Source organism: Flavobacterium psychrotrophum (assembly GCF_003403075.1).
In the GTDB taxonomy this organism is placed as follows: Bacteria; Bacteroidota; Bacteroidia; order Flavobacteriales; family Flavobacteriaceae; genus Flavobacterium; species Flavobacterium psychrotrophum.
The window spans coordinates 630,573-655,320 of the sequence record NZ_CP031557.1 but is presented as its reverse complement, the minus strand read 5'-3'; the positions used below and the strand labels follow the sequence as shown (position 1 = coordinate 655,320).

The 24,748-nt window shown below is 38.7% G+C and carries 15 protein-coding genes and 1 CRISPR repeat array; of the genes, 13 read left to right on the top strand and 2 right to left on the bottom strand.

The genetic code is table 11. The features are described from left to right. Positions 1-61: 61 nt before the first annotated feature. From DYH63_RS02755 to cas2, 12 genes are all read left to right on the top strand, one after another. Positions 62-2,098 carry a S41 family peptidase gene (locus tag DYH63_RS02755; RefSeq protein ID WP_116787342.1) on the top strand — a complete coding sequence of 679 codons (2,037 nt, stop codon included), beginning with the start codon at positions 62-64 and terminating at the stop codon, positions 2,096-2,098. Between the two features lie 68 nt (positions 2,099-2,166). After that, the gene (locus tag DYH63_RS02750; RefSeq protein WP_116787341.1) at positions 2,167-2,877 is read left to right on the top strand and encodes a YebC/PmpR family DNA-binding transcriptional regulator; all 711 of its coding nucleotides are present in this window, start codon (positions 2,167-2,169) and stop codon (positions 2,875-2,877) included. Between the two features lie 333 nt (positions 2,878-3,210). After that, entirely contained in the window at positions 3,211-3,765 is a 555-nt protein-coding gene (locus DYH63_RS02745; RefSeq protein WP_116787340.1) for an RNA polymerase sigma factor, read from the top strand. Further along, positions 3,762-4,313 (top strand): hypothetical protein, encoded by a 552-nt coding sequence (locus tag DYH63_RS02740; RefSeq protein WP_116787339.1) that lies wholly within the window; start codon positions 3,762-3,764, stop codon positions 4,311-4,313. Before DYH63_RS02745 ends, DYH63_RS02740 begins: the two co-directional genes overlap by 4 nt. Beyond that, entirely contained in the window at positions 4,297-5,355 is a 1,059-nt protein-coding gene (locus DYH63_RS02735; RefSeq protein ID WP_116787338.1) for a DUF4097 family beta strand repeat-containing protein, read from the top strand. The genes DYH63_RS02740 and DYH63_RS02735 overlap by 17 nt, the downstream gene beginning before the upstream one ends. A gap of 117 nt (positions 5,356-5,472) precedes the next feature. Next, positions 5,473-6,195 (top strand): head GIN domain-containing protein, encoded by a 723-nt coding sequence (locus tag DYH63_RS02730; protein ID WP_116787337.1) that lies wholly within the window; start codon positions 5,473-5,475, stop codon positions 6,193-6,195. Positions 6,196-6,371: 176 nt separating this feature from the next. Further along, the gene (locus tag DYH63_RS02725) at positions 6,372-6,731 is read left to right on the top strand and encodes a BlaI/MecI/CopY family transcriptional regulator (RefSeq protein WP_116787336.1); all 360 of its coding nucleotides are present in this window, start codon (positions 6,372-6,374) and stop codon (positions 6,729-6,731) included. Between the two features lies 1 nt (position 6,732). Beyond that, on the top strand, positions 6,733-8,772 hold the full coding sequence (locus tag DYH63_RS02720; RefSeq protein WP_116787335.1) for a M56 family metallopeptidase: 2,040 nt from the start codon (positions 6,733-6,735) through the stop codon (positions 8,770-8,772). A 103-nt stretch (positions 8,773-8,875) separates the two neighbouring features. Next, positions 8,876-9,016 carry an SsrA-binding protein gene (locus DYH63_RS02715; protein ID WP_116787334.1) on the top strand — a complete coding sequence of 47 codons (141 nt, stop codon included), beginning with the start codon at positions 8,876-8,878 and terminating at the stop codon, positions 9,014-9,016. A 596-nt stretch (positions 9,017-9,612) separates the two neighbouring features. Next, the gene (gene cas9 / locus DYH63_RS02710) at positions 9,613-13,812 is read left to right on the top strand and encodes a type II CRISPR RNA-guided endonuclease Cas9 (protein WP_116787333.1); all 4,200 of its coding nucleotides are present in this window, start codon (positions 9,613-9,615) and stop codon (positions 13,810-13,812) included. 51 nt (positions 13,813-13,863) lie between these two features. Beyond that, the gene (cas1, locus tag DYH63_RS02705) at positions 13,864-14,772 is read left to right on the top strand and encodes a type II CRISPR-associated endonuclease Cas1 (protein ID WP_116787332.1); all 909 of its coding nucleotides are present in this window, start codon (positions 13,864-13,866) and stop codon (positions 14,770-14,772) included. A 47-nt stretch (positions 14,773-14,819) separates the two neighbouring features. Beyond that, on the top strand, positions 14,820-15,125 hold the full coding sequence (gene cas2, locus DYH63_RS02700; protein WP_439952029.1) for a CRISPR-associated endonuclease Cas2: 306 nt from the start codon (positions 14,820-14,822) through the stop codon (positions 15,123-15,125). A 109-nt stretch (positions 15,126-15,234) separates the two neighbouring features. Then, positions 15,235-18,049: a CRISPR direct-repeat array (repeat unit 47 nt; unit sequence ACTGTGAATCATCCACTAAAGTATGAATTTTGAAAGCAATTCACAAC). Between the two features lie 65 nt (positions 18,050-18,114). Here the strand turns inward: cas2 and DYH63_RS02695 are convergent. Further along, the gene (locus DYH63_RS02695) at positions 18,115-19,980 is read right to left on the bottom strand and encodes a TonB-dependent receptor plug domain-containing protein (protein ID WP_116787330.1); all 1,866 of its coding nucleotides are present in this window, start codon (positions 19,978-19,980) and stop codon (positions 18,115-18,117) included. A 64-nt stretch (positions 19,981-20,044) separates the two neighbouring features. Here DYH63_RS02695 and DYH63_RS02690 point away from each other — a divergent pair, with 64 nt between their 5' ends. Then, entirely contained in the window at positions 20,045-21,538 is a 1,494-nt protein-coding gene (locus DYH63_RS02690; RefSeq protein ID WP_116787329.1) for an aminotransferase-like domain-containing protein, read from the top strand. A gap of 77 nt (positions 21,539-21,615) precedes the next feature. On the opposite strand, the gene DYH63_RS02685 is transcribed toward DYH63_RS02690, so the two are convergent. Beyond that, positions 21,616-24,609, bottom strand: coding sequence for an AsmA family protein (locus DYH63_RS02685; RefSeq protein ID WP_116787328.1), 2,994 nt, complete (start codon positions 24,607-24,609; stop codon positions 21,616-21,618). Positions 24,610-24,748: the final 139 nt, after the last annotated feature.

Genomic DNA, 24,748 nt, shown 5'->3' with positions numbered 1-24,748 from the left:
GGTTAAAATAAAAAATCGCTTACAGATTTTCTCTAAATTTGAGATAAACCGCATTACTACTATGAAAAAGCTGGCTGCCCTCGCAATCCTTATAACATCAATTTCTTATGCCCAGGACAATGCTAAAGCATGCCGGGTGTTTAGCCGCATAAGCGATGTTTTGCAGGAAAAACATTTTAAGCCCAAGCCTGTAAACGACAGCCTTTCTGCCTATGTGTTTAATACTATTATTGACCAGCTTGATGATAACCACGTACTGTTTACCGAAGATGAATTCAATAAATTAGCTGTACATAAACTAAAAATAGACGATTATATAAAAGCGAAAGATTGTTCTTTTTTTACCGATTTTATAAATACCTATCGTACCGCCCTGCAACGCAATAAAAAGTTTATACAGGAGCTGGCTACAGAACAGCTTACTTATAACACTACAGATACCATTTACTATTCTAAAAAAAGTTATCCTTTTTTAAAAGACCCGCAGCGCATTAAAAAATACCTGCGCAAAAAAATAACTTTTGATATACTGGAAGATATTTCTGAGCTTTCTAAAAATAAAGATTCGCTTACTAAACAATTGCCAAAACTATTTCCTGCCACTAAAACAAAGGTTATAGATACTTATATATGCCGCACAGATAACGACCTGGCTCCTGCCGAAGGTTTTGAAGACAGTATGTATGGCAAATTCTACAATGTGTTCTGCTCCTATTTTGACCCGCATTCTACCTATTTTAATTATAACGAAAGGGCATCATTTGTATCAGGCATTTCTACACAAAATTATTCACTGGGCCTGTATGTAAGCCAGAACCAGGAAGAAGAAATTGTGGTAGAAGAAGTAGTTCCCGGCGGGCCTGCCTTTGGTACAAATAAAATAGAAAAGGGCGACAAGATCATTAAACTGGGTTCTAATAAAACAGAGTTTATAGTATCGTGCGCATCTATGGATGCCATTACAAACATTGTAAACAGCGACACCTACAGAGATGTAGACATTACGCTTCGCAAAAAAGACGGTACTATGTATACCGTAACGCTTACTAAGGAGGTAATGAAAGATGATGAGAACCTGGTATACAGTTATGCCTTAGGCGAAGGGAAACAAAAAACAGGTTATATAAAAATCCCGACTTTTTACAGCAGCTTTGACAAGGAAGGCCAAAGCGGTGTTGCCGAAGATGTAGCAAAAGAAGTTACATCGCTCATGAAACAAGGCATCAGCGGGCTAATAATCGACCTTCAGTTTAATGGCGGCGGCTCTATGGAAGAGGTTATCCGCATGGCGGGAATGTTCATTAACTTTGGCCCCATATCTGTACTCACAGATAAAAATATGCAATACAACACCATACGCGATTACAACCGCGGTATGCTGTACAACGGCCCTATGGTAGTGTTGGTAAATGGCCTCAGCGCTTCGGCAAGCGAATTTTTTGCCGGGGTAATGCAGGATTATAACCGTGCCGTAATTGTGGGCAGCCCTACTCTGGGCAAAGCTACTATGCAAACCATTATGCCACTGGAAGAAAATGACGAAGCTAATTTTATAAAGGTTACCGTTGACAGGTTTTATCGTGTAAGCGGGCGTAGCAGCCAGTATACCGGCATTATACCAGATGTAGAGATGCCGATGCTTTTTAGCCAGATAATACCGCGCGAAAGCGCAATGCCTAATGCTATGCCAAACGATAGTATAGACGTGCACCTTCGCTATACAAAAATGCCGGATACCGAAATTAAAAAAGCGGTTACCCTGAGTAAAGAGCGCATTACAACTAATAAATTCCTGAATGAGATAAAGACACTTGACGGCCGCATTAACGAGGTATACCAGTCTAAAAAGCCACCGCTGCCGGTAACTTTTAGCCGGGTGTACGACCAGATACATAGTACTGATGGTATTTATAAAGAGGTATCTGCAATAGCAGATAAAGAAAATGCTGTAACCGTTACGGGCAGCTTTAATGCTGCAGGTACAGATGCTTATAAAAAAACGGTAAACGACTTTAAAATTAAAAGTATAAAGACAGATCCATACATTTTTGAGAGCATTAATATATTAAACGACCTTAGCAATCATAAAAAGCATTAATAGCACTAATTTTGGTTTTGTAAAAACGGCGAATAATTATACTTTTGTGCCGCAAATACATAAACATTATGGGAAGAGCGTTTGAATTTAGAAAAGCCAGGAAAATGAAGCGTTGGTCGGCTATGGCCAAAACGTTTACACGCATTGGTAAAGATATAGTGATGGCCGTTAAAGAAGGCGGGCCAAATGCCGAAACCAACTCCAGGTTAAGGGCTGTTATACAAAACGCGAAAGCGGCAAACATGCCGAAAGACAACGTAGAGCGCGCCATTAAAAAAGCATCTGATAAAGATACCGCTAACTTTAAAGAGGTACTGTTTGAAGGCTACGCACCTCACGGTATTGCTATACTTATAGAAACGGCAACAGATAACAACAACCGTACGGTAGCTAACATCCGCAGTTATTTTAATAAGTGCAACGGTACCATGGGTACACAGGGATCTGTAGAATTTATGTTTGACCATACCTGTAACTTCCGTATACCGGCTGAAGGCCGCGATGTAGAGGAGCTGGAACTGGAGATGATCGACTTTGGTGTAGAAGAGATCTTTGCTGACGAAGACGGTATTATGATGTATGCCCCTTTTGAAAGCTTTGGCGCTATCCAGAAAGAACTGGAGCACCGCAGCATTGAAATACTTTCATCGGGCTTTGAAAGGATACCTCAGGTAACCAAACAACTTACCGAAGACCAGGTAGCAGACGTTGAAAAACTTCTTGAAAAAATTGAAGAAGATGACGACGTTATGAACGTGTACCACACTATGCAGGAATAATGCATTTAAGATTTTAGAATTAAGATTTCAGAATGAGCTTCACTCGGATTAGTGAGCGTTATCAGACCGGAATTTTAAATTCTTCAATCCTTAAACTACAATAATCAAAAGCTGTCTGAAAAGACAGCTTTTTTTATGCCTTATCCTTATATACTTCTAAAATTGCTACATTGGCACGTTAAAATCACGGCTCTTATATCGTTCGGCAAGCAGTTTTACCGGTAAGAGTGAAGCTATTTCTAAAATCTTAACTCTTAAATCTAAATATTTTCTACCCAACTGTAACATTTTAAAAAAGGCCACGTCATTATATTAAAACCAGTCAGAAAGACATTGACCAAGACAGACCAGGATATCGACCACTTAGTTGCCCTATGCAGGGAGGGTAACCGTAATGCGCAGTTTGAGGTGTACAACCGTTATTATAAAGCTATGTACAATACCGCACTGCGTATAGTAAAAGATGCGCACTGGGCCGAAGATGTAATGCAGGAAGCTTTTTTAAGAGCTTTTACAAAAATAACATCGTTTAAGGGAGAAGTTGCTTTTGGTGCATGGTTAAAAAAAATTGTGGTAAACCACAGCCTCGACAGTTACAAAAAGATCAACCGCGGCGCCATGGATTCGCTGGAAGATATAATGTATAAGGTGGAGGATGATAATGATAAAGAAGAGGCAACCCTCAATTTTCAGCAGGTACAGCTACAACAGGTAGGCGCAGCCATAGCAAGCCTTAAAGAAAGTTACCGCATTATACTTACCCTGCTGTATATAGAGGGCTATGACCAGGACGAAATTTGCAGCATACTGGATATTACCCCGGGCAACTGCCGCACAACAATAAGCAGGGCCAGGGAAAGCCTGCTAAACAAAATGAAAGGACTATGAAAGAAGAGAATCAAAACGAGTTAGACAACCTTTTTAGCCATCTTAACGGGCAGTGGGATACCGAAGAGCCTGCACTTGGGCACCACCACCGTTTTATGGAACGGCTAGAAGGAAAGAAAGAAACTAAAAAACGCTTTTCGCTAAAGCTGGCAGCACCCGTAGCTGCAGCAATAGCCATGATATTTGGCCTGTATGCCATATTCAATTCTGTAAGCAATAATGCTACAGCACTAAATAATATGTCGCCCAAAAACCGTGAGGCACAGGAATACTTTTCGCTGGTTATTAAAAAAGAACTGGCACAGGTAGAAAAAGAAAATACACCTGCAACTAAAAAGCTTGTTAGCGATGCCCTGCAACGTTTAGATAAGCTGGAAAAAGATTATGATGCCCTGGCACAGGAACTAGATCAAAAAGGCGAGAGCAAAAAAATAATACATGCCATGATAACCAACCTGCAAACACGGATATCATTTTTAGAAGAGGTACTTACACAAATAGAAAACATCAAAAAAATTAAAGAGAGCTATCATGAAAACAATACATAATTACCTGTTACTTCTGATGTTTATACCCACACTGGCATTTGCAGGTATTGTAAAGGGAAAATACACAAAAGAGAAAAAGATAAATAAAGTGTATGCCGTAAACAATAACGCCGCCCTACAGGTAGGAAACAAATATGGCAACATTGTAATTACTACCTGGGATGAAGACCGTACCGATATTGAAGTTACCATTACCGTTAGCGGCAATGATGAAGAAGACGTTGTAAAAAGGCTCAACAGCCTTGATGTAGATTTTGAGGCTACAAAAAGCCTGGTTTCTGCACGTACACGCATAGGCAACTTTAGAGCCAGGGGTAGGAACATTAATATGGAGATCAACTATACCATAAGGATTCCTAAAAACGGCACGCTGGGCTTAAACAACCAGTATGGCGGCATACGCCTGGGTAAAATATATGGCGGTATGAACATTGACTGCCAGTATGGTAGCCTTACCATTGATGAAGCTCATGCTGACAATAACCGTATAGACCTGCAATACTGTGGCGGATCGCACATAAAATACATTAAGGCAGCCCAGCTTAAAATGCAATACAGTGACATGGATATAACCAGGGCAGGAAAAATAATAGGCGATGCCCAATACACTCCCGTAAAAATAGGCGATGTAGGCGATGCCAGCATGACCATACAATATGGCGACTTTAAAGTAAATACTGCCGATAAAATAAACCTTAAGGCAGATTATACTACCTGCAAATTTGGCCGTGTAGATAACCTGCTGAATGTAGGCATAAACTATGGCGACGTAAACGTAAACGAAGTGGCCACATCTGCCAGGAATATTGTAGTAAACAGCACTTATGGCACAACAAAGCTGGGGCTGGCAAACAACCTTGGATTTAGTTTTGAGTTTAGCCTTGAATACGGAAGCCTAAGCGGCAAAGACCTGCTAAAGTTTACAGAAAAAATCGAAAAAGATTTCTCGGTATACTACAAAGGTAACAGCGCAAGCGGTACAGGGCAGTGCAAATTGTATGCAAAAGCAGAATACGGAGACATAAAATTAAGCAGGAACTAATCATCCCTGTTACATAGGCAGGCTTAATCACCCTGCCTTTATAATAATCATCAATCATTTTTTAATCAATCATTAACCGCACTGTCCTAAAGCAGTGTCCAAAAAACGAACAGTTTTATGAAAAAAGCAATTTTACTTGCACTGGGTATGTTATGTACCCTTGCAGCCACAGCACAAGACCAATCTGGCTTTATAGAAGCCGCTAAAAAACACGTTACAGCACAGCACAACATAAGCAGCTACAGCAAGCTCTATGTAAACGGCCCCTTTGATGTTATTTTAGTAAAAGATAAGGCCGATGCCCTAACTATAGAGGGTGCAGAAAACATTGTTCCGCTTATTACTGCCGAAGTAAAAGACCAGGTGCTTACCATTGCCATAAAAGACGGACTTAAAATAAAACCGTCTAAACACAACAGGATACTTATTAAGGTGCCCTTTAATGCCCTTAATGAAGTAAGCCTTTATGGTTCGGGCAGCATTACCTCAAAAAAAACTATTGATACTAACCTGGGCATAAAACTAAATGGCTCAGGATCTATAAAACTATCATTGCATTCGCCTAAGACCGATGTTAACATGGTAGGATCAGGATCTGTAACCCTTACAGGCTATTCTGAAAGCATCGCCTGCAAATTAACCGGATCAGGTACCATTATGGCAAAAGAACTGCAAAGTGATGCTGCCGATGTAGTACTTATGGGATCTGGTACGATCAAAGTTGCTACAAATAAATCAATCAAAGGGCGCATAAATGGCGGAGGTAGTGTTGCCTTTGGCGGCGAACCCGAAAAACAAGACCTTATGCGCGAAGGTACCGGAGAGTTTTCAGCTTTTTAAATATAGTACTGTTAAACTGTTAGTTAGTAGCCCTGCCCTATCCGGCGGGGCTTTATTTTTTTGTAAATTTATAGTATCAACACAATACATAACTAACTTTATCGTTATTAAACTATAAAAATAGTTGTGTAACTAAAAAAATAGTTTTAGCTTTGAAATACATAAAAAGATAACCCATGCAAAAGTTGACCAATAAAGAAGAAGAAGTAATGCACATACTCTGGAAGCTTGAAAAAGCTTTTGTAAAAGATGTACTGGCAGAAGTAACCGACGATAAGCCACATTACAATACATACAGTACCATAATACGTAACCTGGAAGATAAAGGCTATGTAGCCCATAATGCCTTTGGCAACACCCACCAGTATTACCCTATTATTGCTAAAGAAGAGTACCGAAAAGCGTTTATGAACAACGCTATAGAAAACTACTTTGGCAATTCATACAAAAGCATGGTATCCTTTTTTGCAAGAGAAGAAAAAATCAGCGCTGATGAGCTTCGTGAAATACTTAACATGATCGAAAATAAAGAATGATATGGAAAACCTGCTACCTTACATTTTAAAAGCTTCTGCCCTACTGGCAGTATTTTTTCTGGCATATCATACATTACTAAAAAAAGAAACCTTTTTTGGTACTAACCGCCTTTTTTTGATTGCCGGGCTTATCACGTCTGCGCTACTGCCACTGGCAGAGTACACTAAGGTTATTTTTGTAGACCCTATACCCGCACGTCCCTTTACATCGCAGGAACTCACCATGATGAATACCGCTATGCTTCAGGAACAAAAAATACCGGAACCTGCTTTTGAAATAAACTGGTTCTATGTAGCATTAGGTGTTTATGCAATCGGGCTTGCATTTTTTGGCATCAGGCTATTAGCAGATGTGTTTAAGATAAGGAAAATGCTGGCTGGTAAACGTGTTACGAAATCAGAAACATATAAACTTGTAGACTCAGCCGATGTCGATTCGCCATTTTCTTTCTTCAATTATATCGTATATAATTCGGGTGTACTACAACCTCAGGAGCTGGATAGCATCCTTACACACGAAAAAGTGCACAGCCGCCAAAAACATTCGGTAGATATGCTGCTTGCACAAACATTTTGCATCGTGTTTTGGTTCAACCCTATCGTATGGCTATATAAAAAGGCTATTTCTCAAAACCTGGAGTTTATTGCAGATTCTGAGGCTACTAAATTAGTTGCAGATGTAAAGGCTTATCAAAAAACCATGTTGCGCCTTTCGATAGAGCCACAATATATAAGCATTACCAATCAATTTTATCAATCACTAATCAAAAAACGAATCGTTATGTTAAACAAACAAAAATCGCGCAGGCGCAATTTCTGGAAGTATGCCATTGTGCTGCCCGCACTTACAGCCTTCGTACTGGCCTTTCAGGTAAAAGTTGTCGCACAGGAAAAACAGCTCCCTGTGCAGCCTAAAATTTCTGAAAGGATTAAAATGTCCATTGAAATTACAAAAGACAGTAAAGATGAAGAATTACAGGCCGAAAAAGACATCTTTAAAGAAGAGTTTGATACCGACGTAACCATAAGTAACATTAAACGCAACAGTAAAAAAGAGATTACCGGCATCAGGGTAGCTGTTAAGGCAAAAGACCAGGATAAAGTATATGAAGTAAACGGTACCGATCCTATAACAGCCTTTACCATTGAAGTTGAAAAGGATGATACAGGCCTTCTTAAAATAGTTTTTGGAAGCCATGTAAGTAAAAAACTTACCGGAGTTACTTATGCAAAAGCAGAGGCTATTTCTAATGCTGTTGCTGCCGATTCTACTTATTCTATAAGCACTTCAAGCAGAACATATACCGACTCTCCTAAAAATGGTGGTGCTGTAAGGACGGTATCGAAGCCAACAGAAATAAATATGGGAGATGTACTTATAGTTTTAAATGGTAAAAAATTACCTAAAGGAGAAGTTCTTAAACTACCTGCCGGCGAAGAGGTAGAAGGAATGACAGTACTTAAAAATAAAGAAGCTAAAAAGAAGTATGGTAAAGATGCAAAAGAAGGTGTAATTGAGATTACAACCCGCCGCACCGTTTCAGCAAGAGGGTTTGCAATGCTGCCGCGTACCCAGGCATATGCTTACACTTCAGAGCCTACATCTATTAGTACACCAACTATAAGGCAACGTGTAGTTATAGGCTCTTACGTTAATGACGATGTTAAGGCATATGAAGAGATGACAGATGACCAGTACCTGTTGATAAAAGACAGCGATGAGGCTTATAGCGATTTAACGCTTGATGAGCTAAAAAAAGAACTGGCAACAACCAGAAGCGCAGGAATTTTTACTACAGCCACTGCAAACGGATATGACAACAGGCCACAACAAATAAGTGAACGGGCAGCAGCGAAACTACAAAAAGAGAGTGCTTACAAATTAAGTTTCTTTACCGAAAAGATGAAAATGGAAATGGAGAAATCAAGGCAGGAGATGGATGATGCCCGTAAAGAAATGAAAAAAATAAGAGCAGAAATGGAAGCCGAACGTGCAAAATATAAAGCCGAAAGGAAGAAAGCACAAAAGGCACAAAAATAATTTGAGGTTAAGTTAATATAATAAATAACAATTTATTATGACCAGAAGGCGGCTCTAAAAGGCTGCCTTTTGTTATATTTGATTATACCAAAAACGTACCGCCATGTTTAAAATTTTAGCAAAACTAAATCATATACTACTGCCTAATTATACAAAACAGCAACTGGATTTGGCTAAAGCCACTAAATTTCAGAAAGCCATAATAGCCTGGAAGTATTGGGTAACAACACGTGCCGTTAATTAATTAGCTTTAAAAGCTGAAATATTATCATCTAATTAACTGTTTCTTTTTGAAGCATTGTAAAGTTAGCTGTATTTTCTTAAGATTTGCCCAATTAACAAATCATTTACAAATAGTATCAGATGTACGCCTTATATTTGCATTATAAGTTTTCGACCTGAAAACTTATATTGGTTGGTTGGTTTGAAATGCCCTTCTTCTTAGAAGGGCATTTTGTTTTTTAAGCCGCCCCTTCCTTTTTAAAATATCCCATTATAAATATTGATTGCCCTGTACCATAATATTATTTTTCAGGTAATATACTCCCCAAGAAAAATCCTTGGTTAAATCAGAACCTGACTCCTATTTTGCTTACAAGTAAAATTTTTGCTGAATGTTTTTGAATGATCTCGTTTGATTTATTTTATCCCTTAAAATAAAAAAAGTCCCACGAGACGCAGGACTAAAGATTTTCTTCGGCTTATAGCCTTATTGTGAATTGCTTTCAATACTACGAATGTATAAAAAATAACTTACAAAGTACATTTTCGTTTAATATTTTCTTAATTTAGTTTTTGATTAAGATCAAATAATCACCCCTTCTACCAACCAACAATAAGATGAGCAAAACATTAGGCCTTGATTTAGGCACAAATTCTATAGGCTGGGCTATAAGAGATACTGCAGCAGGAGATAACCAAATTATACATAGCGGTGTACTAACCTTTGAAAAAGGTGTAGCTTCAGAAAAAGGGATAGAATTTCCCCGTGTACAAAAACGTACCGAAAGCCGCAACAAACGCCGTAACTACCAGTCAGAAAAATACAGAAAGTATGCTCTGCTGCAATTTCTTATAGACCATAATATGTGTCCGCTTACAATTGCAGAACTGAATGAATGGCGAAAATATACTAAGCCATACGGGCGCCGTTATCCGCAGTCTGAAGCATTTATAAACTGGTTACGTTTTGACTTTAACGGTGATGGTAAACCCGATTTTCATTTGCTGGGTAAAGATAAAGATGAGAGTTATTATGCGTTTCGTGCTTTTGCCGCCGATGAGCATTACCATAATGTATACCAGGATAATCTACATGTACTGGGCAGGGTATTTTACCAGCTGGTACAACGCCGTGGTTTTAAAGGCCGTGATGAGGAGGAAGCAAAAACAGGTAGTGATAAGAATGGCACAGCCGGCCGAAATGACATTGCTGCTTATATAGATGACTATGGCACTCTGGGTGCCGCACTATATCAATATCAAAAAGCTCGTGGCGGGCGCATAAGGCAACGTTACAACCTGCGTAAAGATTATGAAAATGAACTAAAAGAGATATGCCGGGTACATAACATTAGTGATGAAGATTATCAAAAACTATGGAAAGCCATTATTTGGCAGCGCCCGTTGCGTACACAAAAAGGGCTTATAGGCAACTGCATTTATGAGCCGGGTAAAAAACGTGCCCCTATAAGCCACCCATTGTATGAGGAATACCGTACCTGGATTTTTATAAATAACCTAAACATAGAGCCGCCTGCAGGCATTGCAAAAGCAGATTATCTGAAAGATAAAATTTATCCGCTATTCTTTAAGGCATCTGATGATTTTGAACTTAAATCAATTTTAACCCAGTTAAAAAAAGATGGTGCTGCAACTAATGCAAGGTTTAAGGAAGACACTAAAATAGTTTCGGCAAAGTTGCTAAAGTTTTTTAATGATATTTTAGGCGATAACTGGAAAGATAAATACGGTTGGGATGATATAAACAACCGCGAAGCCAGACAACAAAAAAAAACAGGCACAGGATATACTTTTGAAGACATCTGGCATGTGCTTAGTACCTTTGATGACCGCGAAAGCCTGAAAGAATTTGCGGTGAATAAGCTTGGTTTAGATGAGGATATTGCCAATAAGTTTGCTTCAAAAAGCTTAAAGCAAGGGTATGCCACACTTAGCCTTTCGGCAATTAAAAAGATACTCCCTTACCTGCAAAGAGGTTACATTTACAGCCAGGCTGTGTATATGGCTAACTTGTATAAGGTTTTAGGTGCCGATAGCATTACTGATGGGCTTATTGAGCATTTCTCTGAAGAAACCGAAAAAATATTTAGAGAGAATGGCAGGCAAAAACAGATAAATGCAGTTGTAAACAGCCTGATAGCCGATGAACTAAATGCAGGACGCTACACCATAGAAGATGGCAGGTTGCTGGATGATGAGGAACAGGCACGTGTGTACAAAAAAATTATAGAAACATTTAGCACCAAAACCTGGGAAGAATTTACCGAAGAGGAAAAAGAAGGCATAATAGCTGATGTATCAGCAAAATTTAAATCTTTTTTAATGACATCTGTCAGAGAAAAAAGTGGTGTATTTACCCAGCCACTGCGGCTGCACGACCAGGTTTTTGATTACCTTCAAAAAGCATATAACCTTCCTGATAAAAGAAAGAACTTTTTATGGCATCCATCTGAACAGGAAAACTATACCGCTGCTCAGGAATATGCTCATTTTACACTAAAGGGTAAAGATGTTTATGTACCGTTTAAGAAAAAAGAAACCTTTGTAAATAAACACCCGGACGCAGATTATGAGGGGCGTTCATTAAAGCTGCTAGGCAGCCCGGAGCCAATAAGCAAAGGGCTTAAAAACCCTATGGCATTAAAGACTATGCACAAGCTGAAACAGCTGGTTAATCATCTTCTTAAAACAAATGCCATAGAAGAAGATACCCGCATAGTTATTGAAATTGCACGTGAACTTAATGATGCCAATACCCGTAAAGCCATTGAAAAATGGAATAACGAGCGCGAGCGTGAAAACCAGAAGTTCCGCGATATTATAAGGGAAATTAATGCCGAATCGGGAACCACTTTTAGTGAAGATGATAAAACCCTTGTGCGTAAAATACGCCTGTGGGAAGAACAGGGCAGAATATGCCTATACACAGGTAAGCCTATTAGTGGTAGTGAGGTGTTTAACGGAGTGATGTTTGATATAGAACATACCATACCGGCAAGCATGAGCTTTGATAGCGAACTTAAAAATCTTACCCTGGCTGATACACATTACAACAGGCATGTGAAAGGTAAGCTGTTCCCTACTCAACTGCCTAATTACGAGCACGACGCAACTGTTAACGGCAAAACCTATCCGGCCATTTTAAGCACTATGGAGCGCATTTTTGGTAAAAGGTCTTTAAAAGTAGTAACCGACAGAAAGGGAAAAGAAGACATAAGGGAATCCTGGAAAAAAATCGAAGATCTTCAGAAACTTTATGACGATTGGCGTAACAGGGCAAAATTTGCTTCAACCAAAGAGATTAAAGATAACTGCATTCAGCGCAAGCATATGGCTAAGATGGATTTAGATTACTGGAAATCCAAGCTACGCACCTTTACTCTTGTAGAGTATAATCCGGCGTGGAAAAACAGCCAGCTTCGCGATACCCAAATAATTACTAAATATACCCTACCCTACCTAAAAACGGTATTTAGCAAAGTAGCGGTAGAAAAAGGCAGTGTAGTACATGCGTTTAAAGAAATTTATGAGGTAAATCCGCCTTTTGAAAAGAAGAACAGAAAAGTACACAGCCATCATGCCATCGATGCCGCTATACTTACGTTAATTCCGCCGTTTTATGACAGGGATAAGATACTACAAAAGTATAACGAACAAAAGGATAGAGACAATACCTCGTGCTATCATGAAAACCCGAAGGACTGGAAAAACTTTTCGGCAGGAAAAATACTTGGTATTGAGCACCAAATACTGATTAATAACATTGCTGAAAACAAAACCACTTTACCTACATATAAAACGGTAAGAAAACGCGGAAAAATTGTAAAAAACAATGATGGAACCATACGGGTTGCCAAAGGTGATACTATACGCGGGCAACTGCATAAAGAAACACTTTTCGGAGCTATAAAATTACCGCTTAGAAATGAAGATGGAAAAATACTATTTGAAGAAAATGGTAAGATGAAACTTGATGAGAAAATTCATTTAGTAATCAGAAAGCCATTAGTTTATAGTAAAGACCCTAATTCTCCGGGGTATAAATCTTTAGAGCAGATAGAGAAAGAAATAGTTGACAAAGATTTATTCAGGATGATTAAACAGCAGGTGGAGGCCTCGGATTTCAAAACGGCTTTGACAGAAGGGGTATATATGCTTGGAAAGAATGGTGAAAAGATAAACAAGATTAGGAGGATACGTTGTATAAATGATAAATTAAAGTATGATTCGGCTATTCGTGTCCAAAGACATAGCTTTGCTTCATCAAAAGATTATAAGCATAACACATTAGCTGAAAATGGCGGAAATCCTGTATGCTTGTTTTATAAGAGTAAAGACGGGAATGATAAAAATATAAAAGTATTAAGTATAGGTTCACTAGCGGAGTCAAAAATAATGAATGACCAACAATATTTTGAAGAACCATATTATAATCATGTGGAAATAGGGAAATTAAAAAAATCAAAAAGAATTCCTCTACACGCTGTTTTAAAGTCAGGGATAAAAGCAATATTCTATAAGGATTCGCCTGAAGAATTATTAGAATTGTCAAAGGTTGAATTGTCCACTCGAATGTATAAAATGTATGGATTTGAAGGTGATGGGAGGATAAGGTTTAAGCATCATTTGGCGGCTGGTATGGATACGGAACTTAAAAAGGATAATAAAGAATTACCTTATTACAATGCAGATGAAAAAACAATGTTTTTACGTCTTACCCAAAAGCAATGGAACTTTATTGTAGAGGGGCCGGATTTTGAGATGGCACTTGATGGCACTGTAATATTTAAAATCTGACAAATATGAATAGGTCTTATTTTTTTAAAGACCTTTTTAAATCTATCAATTATGGTAAAACGCACACTCTTTTTTAGTAATCCTGCTTATTTAAGTACCAAGAATGAGCAGTTAGTTGTAAGTTTTCCTAATGATGTAAAATTGCCCGTAACCATACCTATTGAAGATTTGGGGTATATAGTGCTGGAACATCCGCAAATAACGCTTACAAACGGGCTTATATGCAAGCTAATCGAAAACAAGACAGCTGTTATAACCTGTGATAAGCAGCATTTGCCAAATGCGCTATTACAGCCGCTTACAGGACATAGTGAACAAACTGAACGCTACAGGCATCAGCTTAATATAAGCACACCGCTAAAGAAAAATCTCTGGCAACAAACTGTAAGTGCTAAAATAACAAACCAGGCATATCATTTATCTGCAAGAGGCAAAGACAGCAAGAAGCTAAAACGCTGGGCAGAAGATGTAAAAAGTGGCGATACAGAAAACCATGAAGCAATAGCTGCGGCACACTATTTTCAGAGCTTGTTTAACCATATACCCGATTTTAGCCGTAATCAAAAGGGAATAGCTCCAAATGGATTACTTAATTACGGATATGCCATTCTTAGAGCTGTTACCGCGCGGGCTATTATCAGTACTGGGCTGTTACCATCTGTAGGCATTTTTCATAGCAATAAATATAATGCTTTTTGTCTTGCCGATGATATTATGGAGCCATATCGTATTTATGTAGATATGCTGGTCTATGACGTAACGCAAAAAAATGATAATTTTGAAGAACTTACACCAGAGCTAAAAGCTTTAATGCTAAGCATTCCGGCAATAGATGTGGTATTAGAAGGAAAACGCAGCCCACTTATGGTGGCCATGAGCCGTACAACAAACAGCCTGTACGAATGCTATGCAGGTATCAGCAGGAAAATACTATATCCGGTTTTTGAAACAACAGTTTAAACCGCATGGAACCTGATTACTATTCAAGGTTAAACCAGTACAGGAGTATGTGGGTACTTGTATTTTTTGATTTGCCAACAGAAACAAAGTTAGAACGTAAATCAGCAGCCCGTTTCAGGAAAGACCTTCTTGATGATGGTTTTACAATGTTTCAGTTTTCCATTTATCTGCGATTTTGCCCAAGTAGGGAAAATGCAGATGTACATACCAAGCGCATAAAACGCGTATTGCCCAAACGAGGTAAGGTGGGTATTATGCAAATTACAGACAAGCAATTTGGGATGATGGAGATATTTTATGCACAAAAAGAAATTCAAAAAGATACTCCTGGTCAGCAGCTAGAACTATTTTAGGATTAACAGATTACAGATCATATGCTTATAATGGGGTATAAAAAGTATATGTTTTTAATTCCTATTAAACCAGTTAAAAACAAGTATACCAGCGTTTTATAGCTGGTATACTGTGAATCATCCACTAAAGTATGAATTTTGAAAGCAATTCACAACTGAATGTATATAACAGAAAAACAGGGCGTTACTGTGAATCATCCACTAAAGTATGAATTTTGAAAGCAATTCACAACTTATAGAACACAGCCCAGCGCATAAGATAAACTGTGAATCATCCACTAAAGTATGAATTTTGAAAGCAATTCACAACGGCTCAATGATAGTTGTTTAGAACTTATGGACTGTGAATCATCCACTAAAGTATGAATTTTGAAAGCAATTCACAACCCTTACAATGTCTTGCCAAAACCAGTTTTAACTGTGAATCATCCACTAAAGTATGAATTTTGAAAGCAATTCACAACTGGCTAAGGGTGATGCTTCTGATTTAATGCACTGTGAATCATCCACTAAAGTATGAATTTTGAAAGCAATTCACAACTATAGCATTCAGAAACCCGCGGTAACGAATACTGTGAATCATCCACTAAAGTATGAATTTTGAAAGCAATTCACAACTAATAAACACTATGAAAGCGATTAAACTAACTGTGAATCATCCACTAAAGTATGAATTTTGAAAGCAATTCACAACAAGTGCTACAGCGTGGACGGCACTTACTAAACTGTGAATCATCCACTAAAGTATGAATTTTGAAAGCAATTCACAACTTAATTCCGCACACCCCTGTATTAAAAAAACTGTGAATCATCCACTAAAGTATGAATTTTGAAAGCAATTCACAACACACGTCTGCCAAGACCATCAAATGAATATACTGTGAATCATCCACTAAAGTATGAATTTTGAAAGCAATTCACAACTGTTTTAGCTGCCACATGTTATTTTCAATTACTGTGAATCATCCACTAAAGTATGAATTTTGAAAGCAATTCACAACATGTGTGATATCTAGAATAACACCGATTTCACTGTGAATCATCCACTAAAGTATGAATTTTGAAAGCAATTCACAACCCAAAGGCAAGGCAAAGAGCCGCCAGGCCTACTGTGAATCATCCACTAAAGTATGAATTTTGAAAGCAATTCACAACTTCTTTATCTTCCTCTTTAACTTTGAAATAACTGTGAATCATCCACTAAAGTATGAATTTTGAAAGCAATTCACAACTATGGAAGATTCGAAAAAAAAAGTCTTTGAACTGTGAATCATCCACTAAAGTATGAATTTTGAAAGCAATTCACAACTTCAAAGCTTTGCACAGGATTTTGAACCCTACTGTGAATCATCCACTAAAGTATGAATTTTGAAAGCAATTCACAACATGCCCTCGATGATAACGCAGCTAGCATCACTGTGAATCATCCACTAAAGTATGAATTTTGAAAGCAATTCACAACTAATCCGGGCTTACAATACTACTTTCCACAACTGTGAATCATCCACTAAAGTATGAATTTTGAAAGCAATTCACAACACAACTTCATAGTTTTCTACCGCAATGTTAACTGTGAATCATCCACTAAAGTATGAATTTTGAAAGCAATTCACAACACGACGGGGACAGCTTTGTAGCAAGTGCGTACTGTGAATCATCCACTAAAGTATGAATTTTGAAAGCAATTCACAACATAACGAGCCTTTTGTTATACCTGCGTTTAACTGTGAATCATCCACTAAAGTATGAATTTTGAAAGCAATTCACAACACTGCTGCCATTATGCGCTGAACAGCCATTACTGTGAATCATCCACTAAAGTATGAATTTTGAAAGCAATTCACAACGCCAATGACAAAAGCATCTGTTGATGATTAACTGTGAATCATCCACTAAAGTATGAATTTTGAAAGCAATTCACAACTTATACGGTTCTATGCTTGTTCTCCCTATCACTGTGAATCATCCACTAAAGTATGAATTTTGAAAGCAATTCACAACTGCGGTAGAAGATTTGCAAACCGAGGGTGTACTGTGAATCATCCACTAAAGTATGAATTTTGAAAGCAATTCACAACCATTATATCTTTATTCCACTTAATTACGTAACTGTGAATCATCCACTAAAGTATGAATTTTGAAAGCAATTCACAACTTCGAACCCCCGATAATCCTCTCACTTGCCACTGTGAATCATCCACTAAAGTATGAATTTTGAAAGCAATTCACAACTACCGGCATAACGCTTGTTACACCTAAAGTACTGTGAATCATCCACTAAATTATGAATTTTGAAAGCAATTCACAACCCTGTTGAATGTTTAAAATTTAAAGAGGTAACTGTGAATCATCCACTAAAGTATGAATTTTGAAAGCAATTCACAACTGCATTTGCCCGTTTTGACAAATGAAAGTTACTGTGAATCATCCACTAAAGTATGAATTTTGAAAGCAATTCACAACTATATTAGATTCAGGGGCTTGGATGACAGACTGTGAATCATCCACTAAAGTATGAATTTTGAAAGCAATTCACAACCCCAGGCGTTGTGTTTGTAGGTCCGTAAGCACTGTGAATCATCCACTAAAGTATGAATTTTGAAAGCAATTCACAACTAAATGTACACTACAGGCTCAAAAAGTCGGACTGTGAATCATCCACTAAAGTATGAATTTTGAAAGCAATTCACAACTCATGGTATAAATGCAGGACAAAGTCACGGACTGTGAATCATCCACTAAAGTATGAATTTTGAAAGCAATTCACAACTGGCTAACAAGCCCGTTGCGATTGCAATAGACTGTGAATCATCCACTAAAGTATGAATTTTGAAAGCAATTCACAACTCATTATCGTTCTTGCCGCCTACAATAGAAACTGTGAATCATCCACTAAAGTATGAATTTTGAAAGCAATTTATTTATTCATTAGCTAATAATAAAAAACCGGAAGATATTCTCCCGGCTTTCTACATTACTCAAATAAATACTAAAGGTCTGTAAACTTTACACCTACACTAAACCATCTTGATGGCAGCGGAATAGCTCCGGCCTCAAAGTAGGTTGTTTTGAAAATATTTTGTGCGTCGGCAAAAATTACGAGCTTATTAATGGCCTGGCTTAGCCTGAAATCATTTATCCAATATGATGCTCCGGTAGCCCGCTCATTAAAACGTGTTGCAAAAAGCACCGTGAATTTTTTATACTGAAAATCAACTGTATTTGTTACCTGGTGCTTTAACGAGGAAATAAGATATTTAGAAAACACATCCTGTTTGATGTTTTTAAACTCAGAATCTAAATAAGAATAGCCCAGGTTAAAACTAAATTTAGAACTATTTGCCAGCTCTACATTATATACTGCACGCATATTAATACCGCTTGTATTTAGGCCGCCAAAGTTTACACTCTGAAATGGCTCTGTAGTAACATTACGTGTCCAGTCGATAAAATTGGTAATGTTCCTGTAAAAATAATTAGCATTAAAAGTAAATGCCTTTTTTAAAAATTTAAAACCGATTTCGCTCTGGAAAGCGTTTTCTGACTTAAGGTCGGGGTTGCCTATATTGCCCGGGCGCTGATTAAGGTACAAATCTGTAAAGGAAGGTATGCGCTGGCTGGTGCCAATGTTGGCTATAATTTTAAAGGCATCGGTAAGGGCGTACCCGGCATCAAGCCCCGGATAAGCCTGCCATTTATAATCTGAATTATAATTAAGGTAAGCGCCCACGTTTACATTGAAACGTTCTGTAAGGTAGGTTCTGTATTCTACATATACGCCAACATTGTTACGATTGTGCTCGCCTATGTTAGACGATTTTATATCTTCATTACGGGCCTCTGCGCCAAAGCCCAGTTCTCCCTTTTCCATTTTATACGATGTATTAACCTCAGCAGCTATCGAATTTGTGTAGTGCTGGCTTCTGCCCGAATTTAAATTGGCAATGCCAAAATACCTGTAATCGTCATAGTTATACCTGTAACTTACGCGTGGTGCCAGCGACCATTTATCTGAAAGATGGTGTTTAGACTGTATAGATGCAAAGGTTGTCTGCACCACTTCGCTTGAGTTTTTATCGCCCGGAGAAGCATAGAACCCGTTAGCGCCAAATCCGTTTTTAATATACCCAAATGCGCCTAAAATCTCGTTATTATCATTTACCTGTACATTGCCCTGATAAAACAGTTTGTTGTTTTCAAAGCCTGTATTGTAACGGTAGCCATTACTTTTATCATGCGATGCAAAGATGGAATGCTGGTGCTTTTGCTTGCTTATAACACCCCCTAACTGAATTCCTTTACCATAAAAGGTATCACCATTGCCCTCTGCATCTTTCTCAAAATTAGAACCTGCGTAGGTACTTATTAAAAACCCAGAGTCTGCTGGTTTCTTGGTGATTATATTTATAGCGCCCGTTAAGCTGTTAATGCCATATATCCTTGCAGCCGGGCCGCGTATAACCTCTATACGCTCTATAACTTCTACCGGTATGGGCAGGTTAAGCATATTGTGGGCCGTTTGCGAATCGATTATTTTTGCACCGTTTAGCAGCACAACCGTCTGCTCAAAACTTCCACCATCTATACTGATGTCTGCTTGGCTGCCAAAGGGTCCGCGCTGCCTTATATCTACACCATTGGCATACTGCAATATCTCATTTAAAGACCTGCCTGGCAATTTTTCTATTGTTTTGTGGTTTATAACATATACATTACGGTTCTGCTTAGAAATAGGGGTACTAAAGCGGTTTTCATTAATTACTAATTCATCAATGGTTTTAGTACTGTCTTTTTCAGTCTGCGCATACATAGCAGTACCTAACAGTAGCAACATACCAAAATAAAGTTTCTTCATGGTTTAAAAATTTTGTCAAAAGTAGTACCTTGCCGTACCACTAAAGTATACCAGTTTAAGAATAATGGATAGTCCGGTTCAAATTCCTTTTAAAAGCTTCATCACACTAAAGCCTCAGGAACCAACTGCGGTGTACCTGCAAATAGTATTTGAGTTTATTAAAGCCATACAAATGGGACTATTGCCCGAAGGTACAAAACTGCCCGGTACCCGCACACTGTGCAAGCTGCTATCGGTTAACCGTAATACGCTCATAAAGTCGTTCCAGGATCTGGAGGCACAGGGATGGATACAGATTTTGCCTAATAAGGGGACGTTTATACTATCTCAGGCAAAGCAAAATTCCAAGGCTGATGTTAGCCAATCTACAAACAAAAGTTCTAAAATTAATACCGGCTTTACCTTTACACGCTCTGCCCTGCTGGAAAATCCTGTGGAAGTAAGTACCCTGCCCCACCAGTTTAATGATGGCCTGCCCGACCTGAGGCTTGTACAAACTGATGTACTGGCACGCCTGTATGTTTCTAAACTAAAACGGCAAAAGAGCACCAATACATGGGAACAGGTACAAACACTGTCGCACCAGAGTTTTAAATTACATTTTTCTAATTACCTCAACCTTACACGTGGCATACGCATTGCTCCCGCTAACCTGCTTACCACAACCAGTCACGAAGTTAGCCTGTATTTAGTTACAAAACTGCTGCTGGCTCCCGGCGACAATGTGGTGGTTGCTTCTCCCGGATATTACCGGTCTAACATGACACTTGCAGATACCGGAGCTAAAATTATCCCGGTGCCTACAGATAAAGAAGGCATTAGCACCAAAGATTTAAAAACCATTTGTCAGGAAAAAACCATCAGGGTACTGTACCTAACCTCCAGTTACCACTACCCTACTACAACTGCGCTGAGTGCCAAACGGAGGATAGAGCTGCTCGAACTTGCTAACCAGTATGGTTTTGTAATTTTAGAAGATGATTATGATTTTGACTTTCATTATGACAATAACCCGGTATTGCCACTGGCTGCTTTTGATTCTAATGACAGGGTTGTTTACATTGGGTCGTTCGGACGGTCGCTGCCGGCTGGCTTTGGTTATGGTTTTGTTGCAGCACCCTCTGAATTTATTGCCGAATTAGAAAAACACCAAAATATACTGGAACCCGGCATTGATGTTATTAAAGAACAGGCACTAACCGAATGGATACAGGAGGGTGAAGTACACAGGCTCTCTAAAAAGAACAAAATACGTTATAAAGAACGCAGGGATGCTTTTATAAACCTGCTGTCAACCCAGCTGAAAGGGCGTATAAAATTTCAGGTGCCTGCACGAGGACTGGCTGTGTGGGTAGAATGGCTGGATAACTTTAACCTGATTCAGCTGCAAAAAGAATGCGCGGCTAATGGGCTGTTCCTGCCAAAAACCATTTTATACCAATCCAAAAACCTTACAGCAACACGGCTGGGATTCGGGCATTTAACAGTAACCGAAATGGAAGAGGCTATTACAATTTTAAGCAAATCACTTGAAACGGTTTTAAAAAACAGCCACTAATTTACACCGGTCAATTTGTGTAATTTAGTGAAATTAGCGGCTAAAAATTCTAAACTATATAGCGATGTAGCGTTTCGCTAATTAAACTCAAGCTTTGCCAGTATATCTTTTTTCTTATTGATGATTGACTCATCTGCTTTTTCCTTCAGCCTTTCCTTATCTGTAAAATAGTATTTATACTTGGCCTTAGTAAGGCTTATTTTATAGTCGTCGAGGTTACTGCCTTTAATATCTACTCCGGTTTTAAACGGTATGGGCGATTTAAGCACCGAAACGTGGTAGTTGTAACTCATGTCCAGGTTTTGCATACCGCCAACTGCCAGCGTGTAGCGGTCTATCTCTACCAGTGCGGGCAGCACCTCCATATGGCTCTTCTCAATTATCATTTCCATGTTAAGCGTGTTGATGGTATTTTTATCCTTTTGCTTAAACATCAGCGTTTTTGCCATCTCTTTAAAAGTTTCGCCATCCAGCACCATAATATCTGTGGCCTGTAACGCAGCAATACTGGTTACCGATGGTATAATAACATCCATCCTGCGGTTAAGCAGCGCACTGCCCTGCATCCTTAAATGCCCCTTGCCTACAAACGATTTTGTCATTGGGAACAGGCTGTCCATTGCGGGCATTACTTTAGCAATATTTGCCATTTCTATATCATGCAGGTTAAGGTCAAAATCTACCTTGGCTCTGCGGTCGTTTACTACCGAATAGTTAAGGCTTGTAGTAAGTTTTGCTGCCAGGGTGGTCAGTTCAAAATGGTTCAGCTTTAGGTGCCCTTCCTCTACCTTAAGCACACCTTTAAGATCCTGTAGGTCAAGCGTGCCATAATGCAGTTTCTTTATGTCGCTGTTAAACACAAAATTGATATTTGCAGGTATTTTAAACACCGTTTTTTTATTGCTTACATTTTTAGGATCATGTAACTTATGCTCAGCTACCTGCTTAAAATCAGGCTGCTGTTCTTTGGCAGCTGTTTCGGTATTCATAATTGCCATAATCTCATTGGCATCTATAAAGTTTGAAGTTAGCGTAAGGGTGGCATCAACCTTTTTATCAGGCGATTTTTTAGCCAGCATATTATTGATCTGCCCCGTTAGCGTAACATCAGAATTACCAAAAAAGATATGCGCATTACGCAGCGTAATAGCCCGATTATTAATTGATATTTTAGAATGCTCCATGCGTAGCGGCAATGCAAACTCCGGTGTATAGGCATACAGGTTATTGAACTCTACATAGCCACGCGGCATCCAGATGCTGTCCCTGTTCTTCTGAACAAGAAGCTTATAGTTCCCGTTCTTAATACCTACAAACTTTTTATCCTGCCACACACCCGCACTGTCTACTGTAAAGGTTGTACTTATAGCGGGGCGGCCTTTTGTACTACGCGGACTAAGCTCAGCAGTAATACTCGCTTTACGTATCACCCCCCTAATCTTATCTGAACCTGAATATTTTAAATTGGTTAACCGTATCTCTGCAGCAAGTTTTGACATACTGTCTCTTTGCTTTTTAGCCCTTAGCTTTACATCCAGCCCCGCAAGTTTAATATTATGCTGGTTTTTATAATTCACGGTAAGATCTGTAGCGGCTATTTTACCAAAAGACTTGCGGTTCGCTTCGTCTTCTGCCTTACGTCCAAAAACAAGTTCGGTTTTTTTGGTCTGTACATAGATCGTGTCTTTCGGGTCGTTAATCAGCAAATTGGTAAACAATGAATTACCTTTAACCTTCATGTTGTTAAAGTTGCTGTTCATAATATCGTTGCTCTTAAATACGGCATTGATATCTATGTGCGCCAGGCCTTTTGCTTCAATATCCTTAGCAAACGGAAACTTCTTTTTAAGGGTAGTCAGGTCAAGGTCGCCCTTAATGTTCGAATCAATTTCAGGGTCTTTAAGCAGGTTGGTTACCGTAGCATTGCCCTTAAGGTCTACTCCTGTACCTTCAAGCAGCAACTGCTTTATGGTAAGGATAGATGCTTCGGGCTTATCAAAGTTAAGCAGCGCATGCAGGTCGCCCTCCAAGTGTCTTATCTCCCCGGCAAACTTATTATACTTAAGCACACCGTTGTCAATCTTAAAAGTAATGTCGGTTAATGGTAGCCTGTCTTTACTATAAATACCTTTTGCAGTGGCTTTAAGCACTACGTTACCGCGCACATCTATATCTTCTTTTTTGATGATATATTCAGGCACGGTTTCCCAAAGTGTTTTTAAAGAGGGTACTTTCATTTCCAGTATAAGGTCAGTTTGCACCTCGTGAGTTATAGTATCACGCTTAAAATGCCCTTCAGTAACAAAGTCGATATCATTCAGCTTTAGCTCACTTTTATCAAAGTCTACCTTTTGGTTCTTTTTATCGTAGAGTATTTTGGTTGTAAGAGCAGCCTTTAGGTTATTGGCAAATCGGTAGCCATCTTTAGAAAACTTTATATGCTTACCCGATGTTTCGGTAGAAAATACCAGCTTATCATCGGTATTGGCAGCTTTAAGGGTTACAAACAGGCTGTCTGCCTTTGCGTGTGCCTTGGTAACAAAATCGTGGTAGGCAATACTTGCATTTTCTACCGTTAGTTTTTTTACAAAGATGGAATTAATCTTAAAAGCCGTACTGTCTTCGGCAATGGTATCTGTACCTGTCTCTTTTACAATATTCCAGTTGGCCTTACCGTTTTTATGAATAACAGCCTTTACCTTAGGATTTGTTATCGTAAGGTTATTTACCACCAGGTTGTGCTTTCGCAAAAGCTTGTCGATATTAAAAGAAGCCCTGCACATATCAAACTGTGCCAGGGTATCGTTTTTACGCCCTTTTATTGATGCCGTTACCACATTGCCGTTTGTAAGCTTTACGCCAAAATGAGGGAATGATGAAAAAAACGTAAGCTCTATACGCTCGCACGATACCTTAGCATCAAGGTTTTCATTCAGGAGGTCGGTAACGGTAGGGGTTATTTTTTCGGGTGTAAAAACAAAGTTAAGCGCAATGCTTATTGTTATTAACACAAGAACCAAAAGCACACCAATAGTGATTGATAGCCGCTTTAGTATTTTTTTTATTTTCATCAGAAAAAGGGGAAATGGTATTAATGGCGTAATTTACTACAAAACACCAAATTCCCCGTGTTTATTACATCAATTATCTAAAACGACTATGTTAAAGTTGTTGTGTATGCTCTGTAAAGAGACTAATTGAACCTGTGTC

Bases quoted from the DNA above. Each gene is read 5' to 3' on its own strand.
- DYH63_RS02755 (WP_116787342.1), top strand. From the start codon at position 62: ATGAAAAAGCTGGCTGCCCTCGCAATCCTTATAACATCAATTTCTTAT.
- DYH63_RS02750 (WP_116787341.1), top strand. From the start codon at position 2,167: ATGGGAAGAGCGTTTGAATTTAGAAAAGCCAGGAAAATGAAGCGTTGG.
- DYH63_RS02740 (WP_116787339.1), top strand. From the start codon at position 3,762: ATGAAAGAAGAGAATCAAAACGAGTTAGACAACCTTTTTAGCCATCTT.
- DYH63_RS02735 (WP_116787338.1), top strand. From the start codon at position 4,297: ATGAAAACAATACATAATTACCTGTTACTTCTGATGTTTATACCCACA.
- DYH63_RS02730 (WP_116787337.1), top strand. From the start codon at position 5,473: ATGAAAAAAGCAATTTTACTTGCACTGGGTATGTTATGTACCCTTGCA.
- DYH63_RS02725 (WP_116787336.1), top strand. From the start codon at position 6,372: ATGCAAAAGTTGACCAATAAAGAAGAAGAAGTAATGCACATACTCTGG.
- DYH63_RS02720 (WP_116787335.1), top strand. From the start codon at position 6,733: ATGGAAAACCTGCTACCTTACATTTTAAAAGCTTCTGCCCTACTGGCA.
- DYH63_RS02715 (WP_116787334.1), top strand. From the start codon at position 8,876: ATGTTTAAAATTTTAGCAAAACTAAATCATATACTACTGCCTAATTAT.
- cas9 (WP_116787333.1), top strand. From the start codon at position 9,613: ATGAGCAAAACATTAGGCCTTGATTTAGGCACAAATTCTATAGGCTGG.
- cas1 (WP_116787332.1), top strand. From the start codon at position 13,864: ATGGTAAAACGCACACTCTTTTTTAGTAATCCTGCTTATTTAAGTACC.
- cas2 (WP_439952029.1), top strand. From the start codon at position 14,820: ATGTGGGTACTTGTATTTTTTGATTTGCCAACAGAAACAAAGTTAGAA.
- DYH63_RS02695 (WP_116787330.1), bottom strand. From the start codon at position 19,980: ATGAAGAAACTTTATTTTGGTATGTTGCTACTGTTAGGTACTGCTATG.
- DYH63_RS02690 (WP_116787329.1), top strand. From the start codon at position 20,045: ATGGATAGTCCGGTTCAAATTCCTTTTAAAAGCTTCATCACACTAAAG.
- DYH63_RS02685 (WP_116787328.1), bottom strand. From the start codon at position 24,609: ATGAAAATAAAAAAAATACTAAAGCGGCTATCAATCACTATTGGTGTG.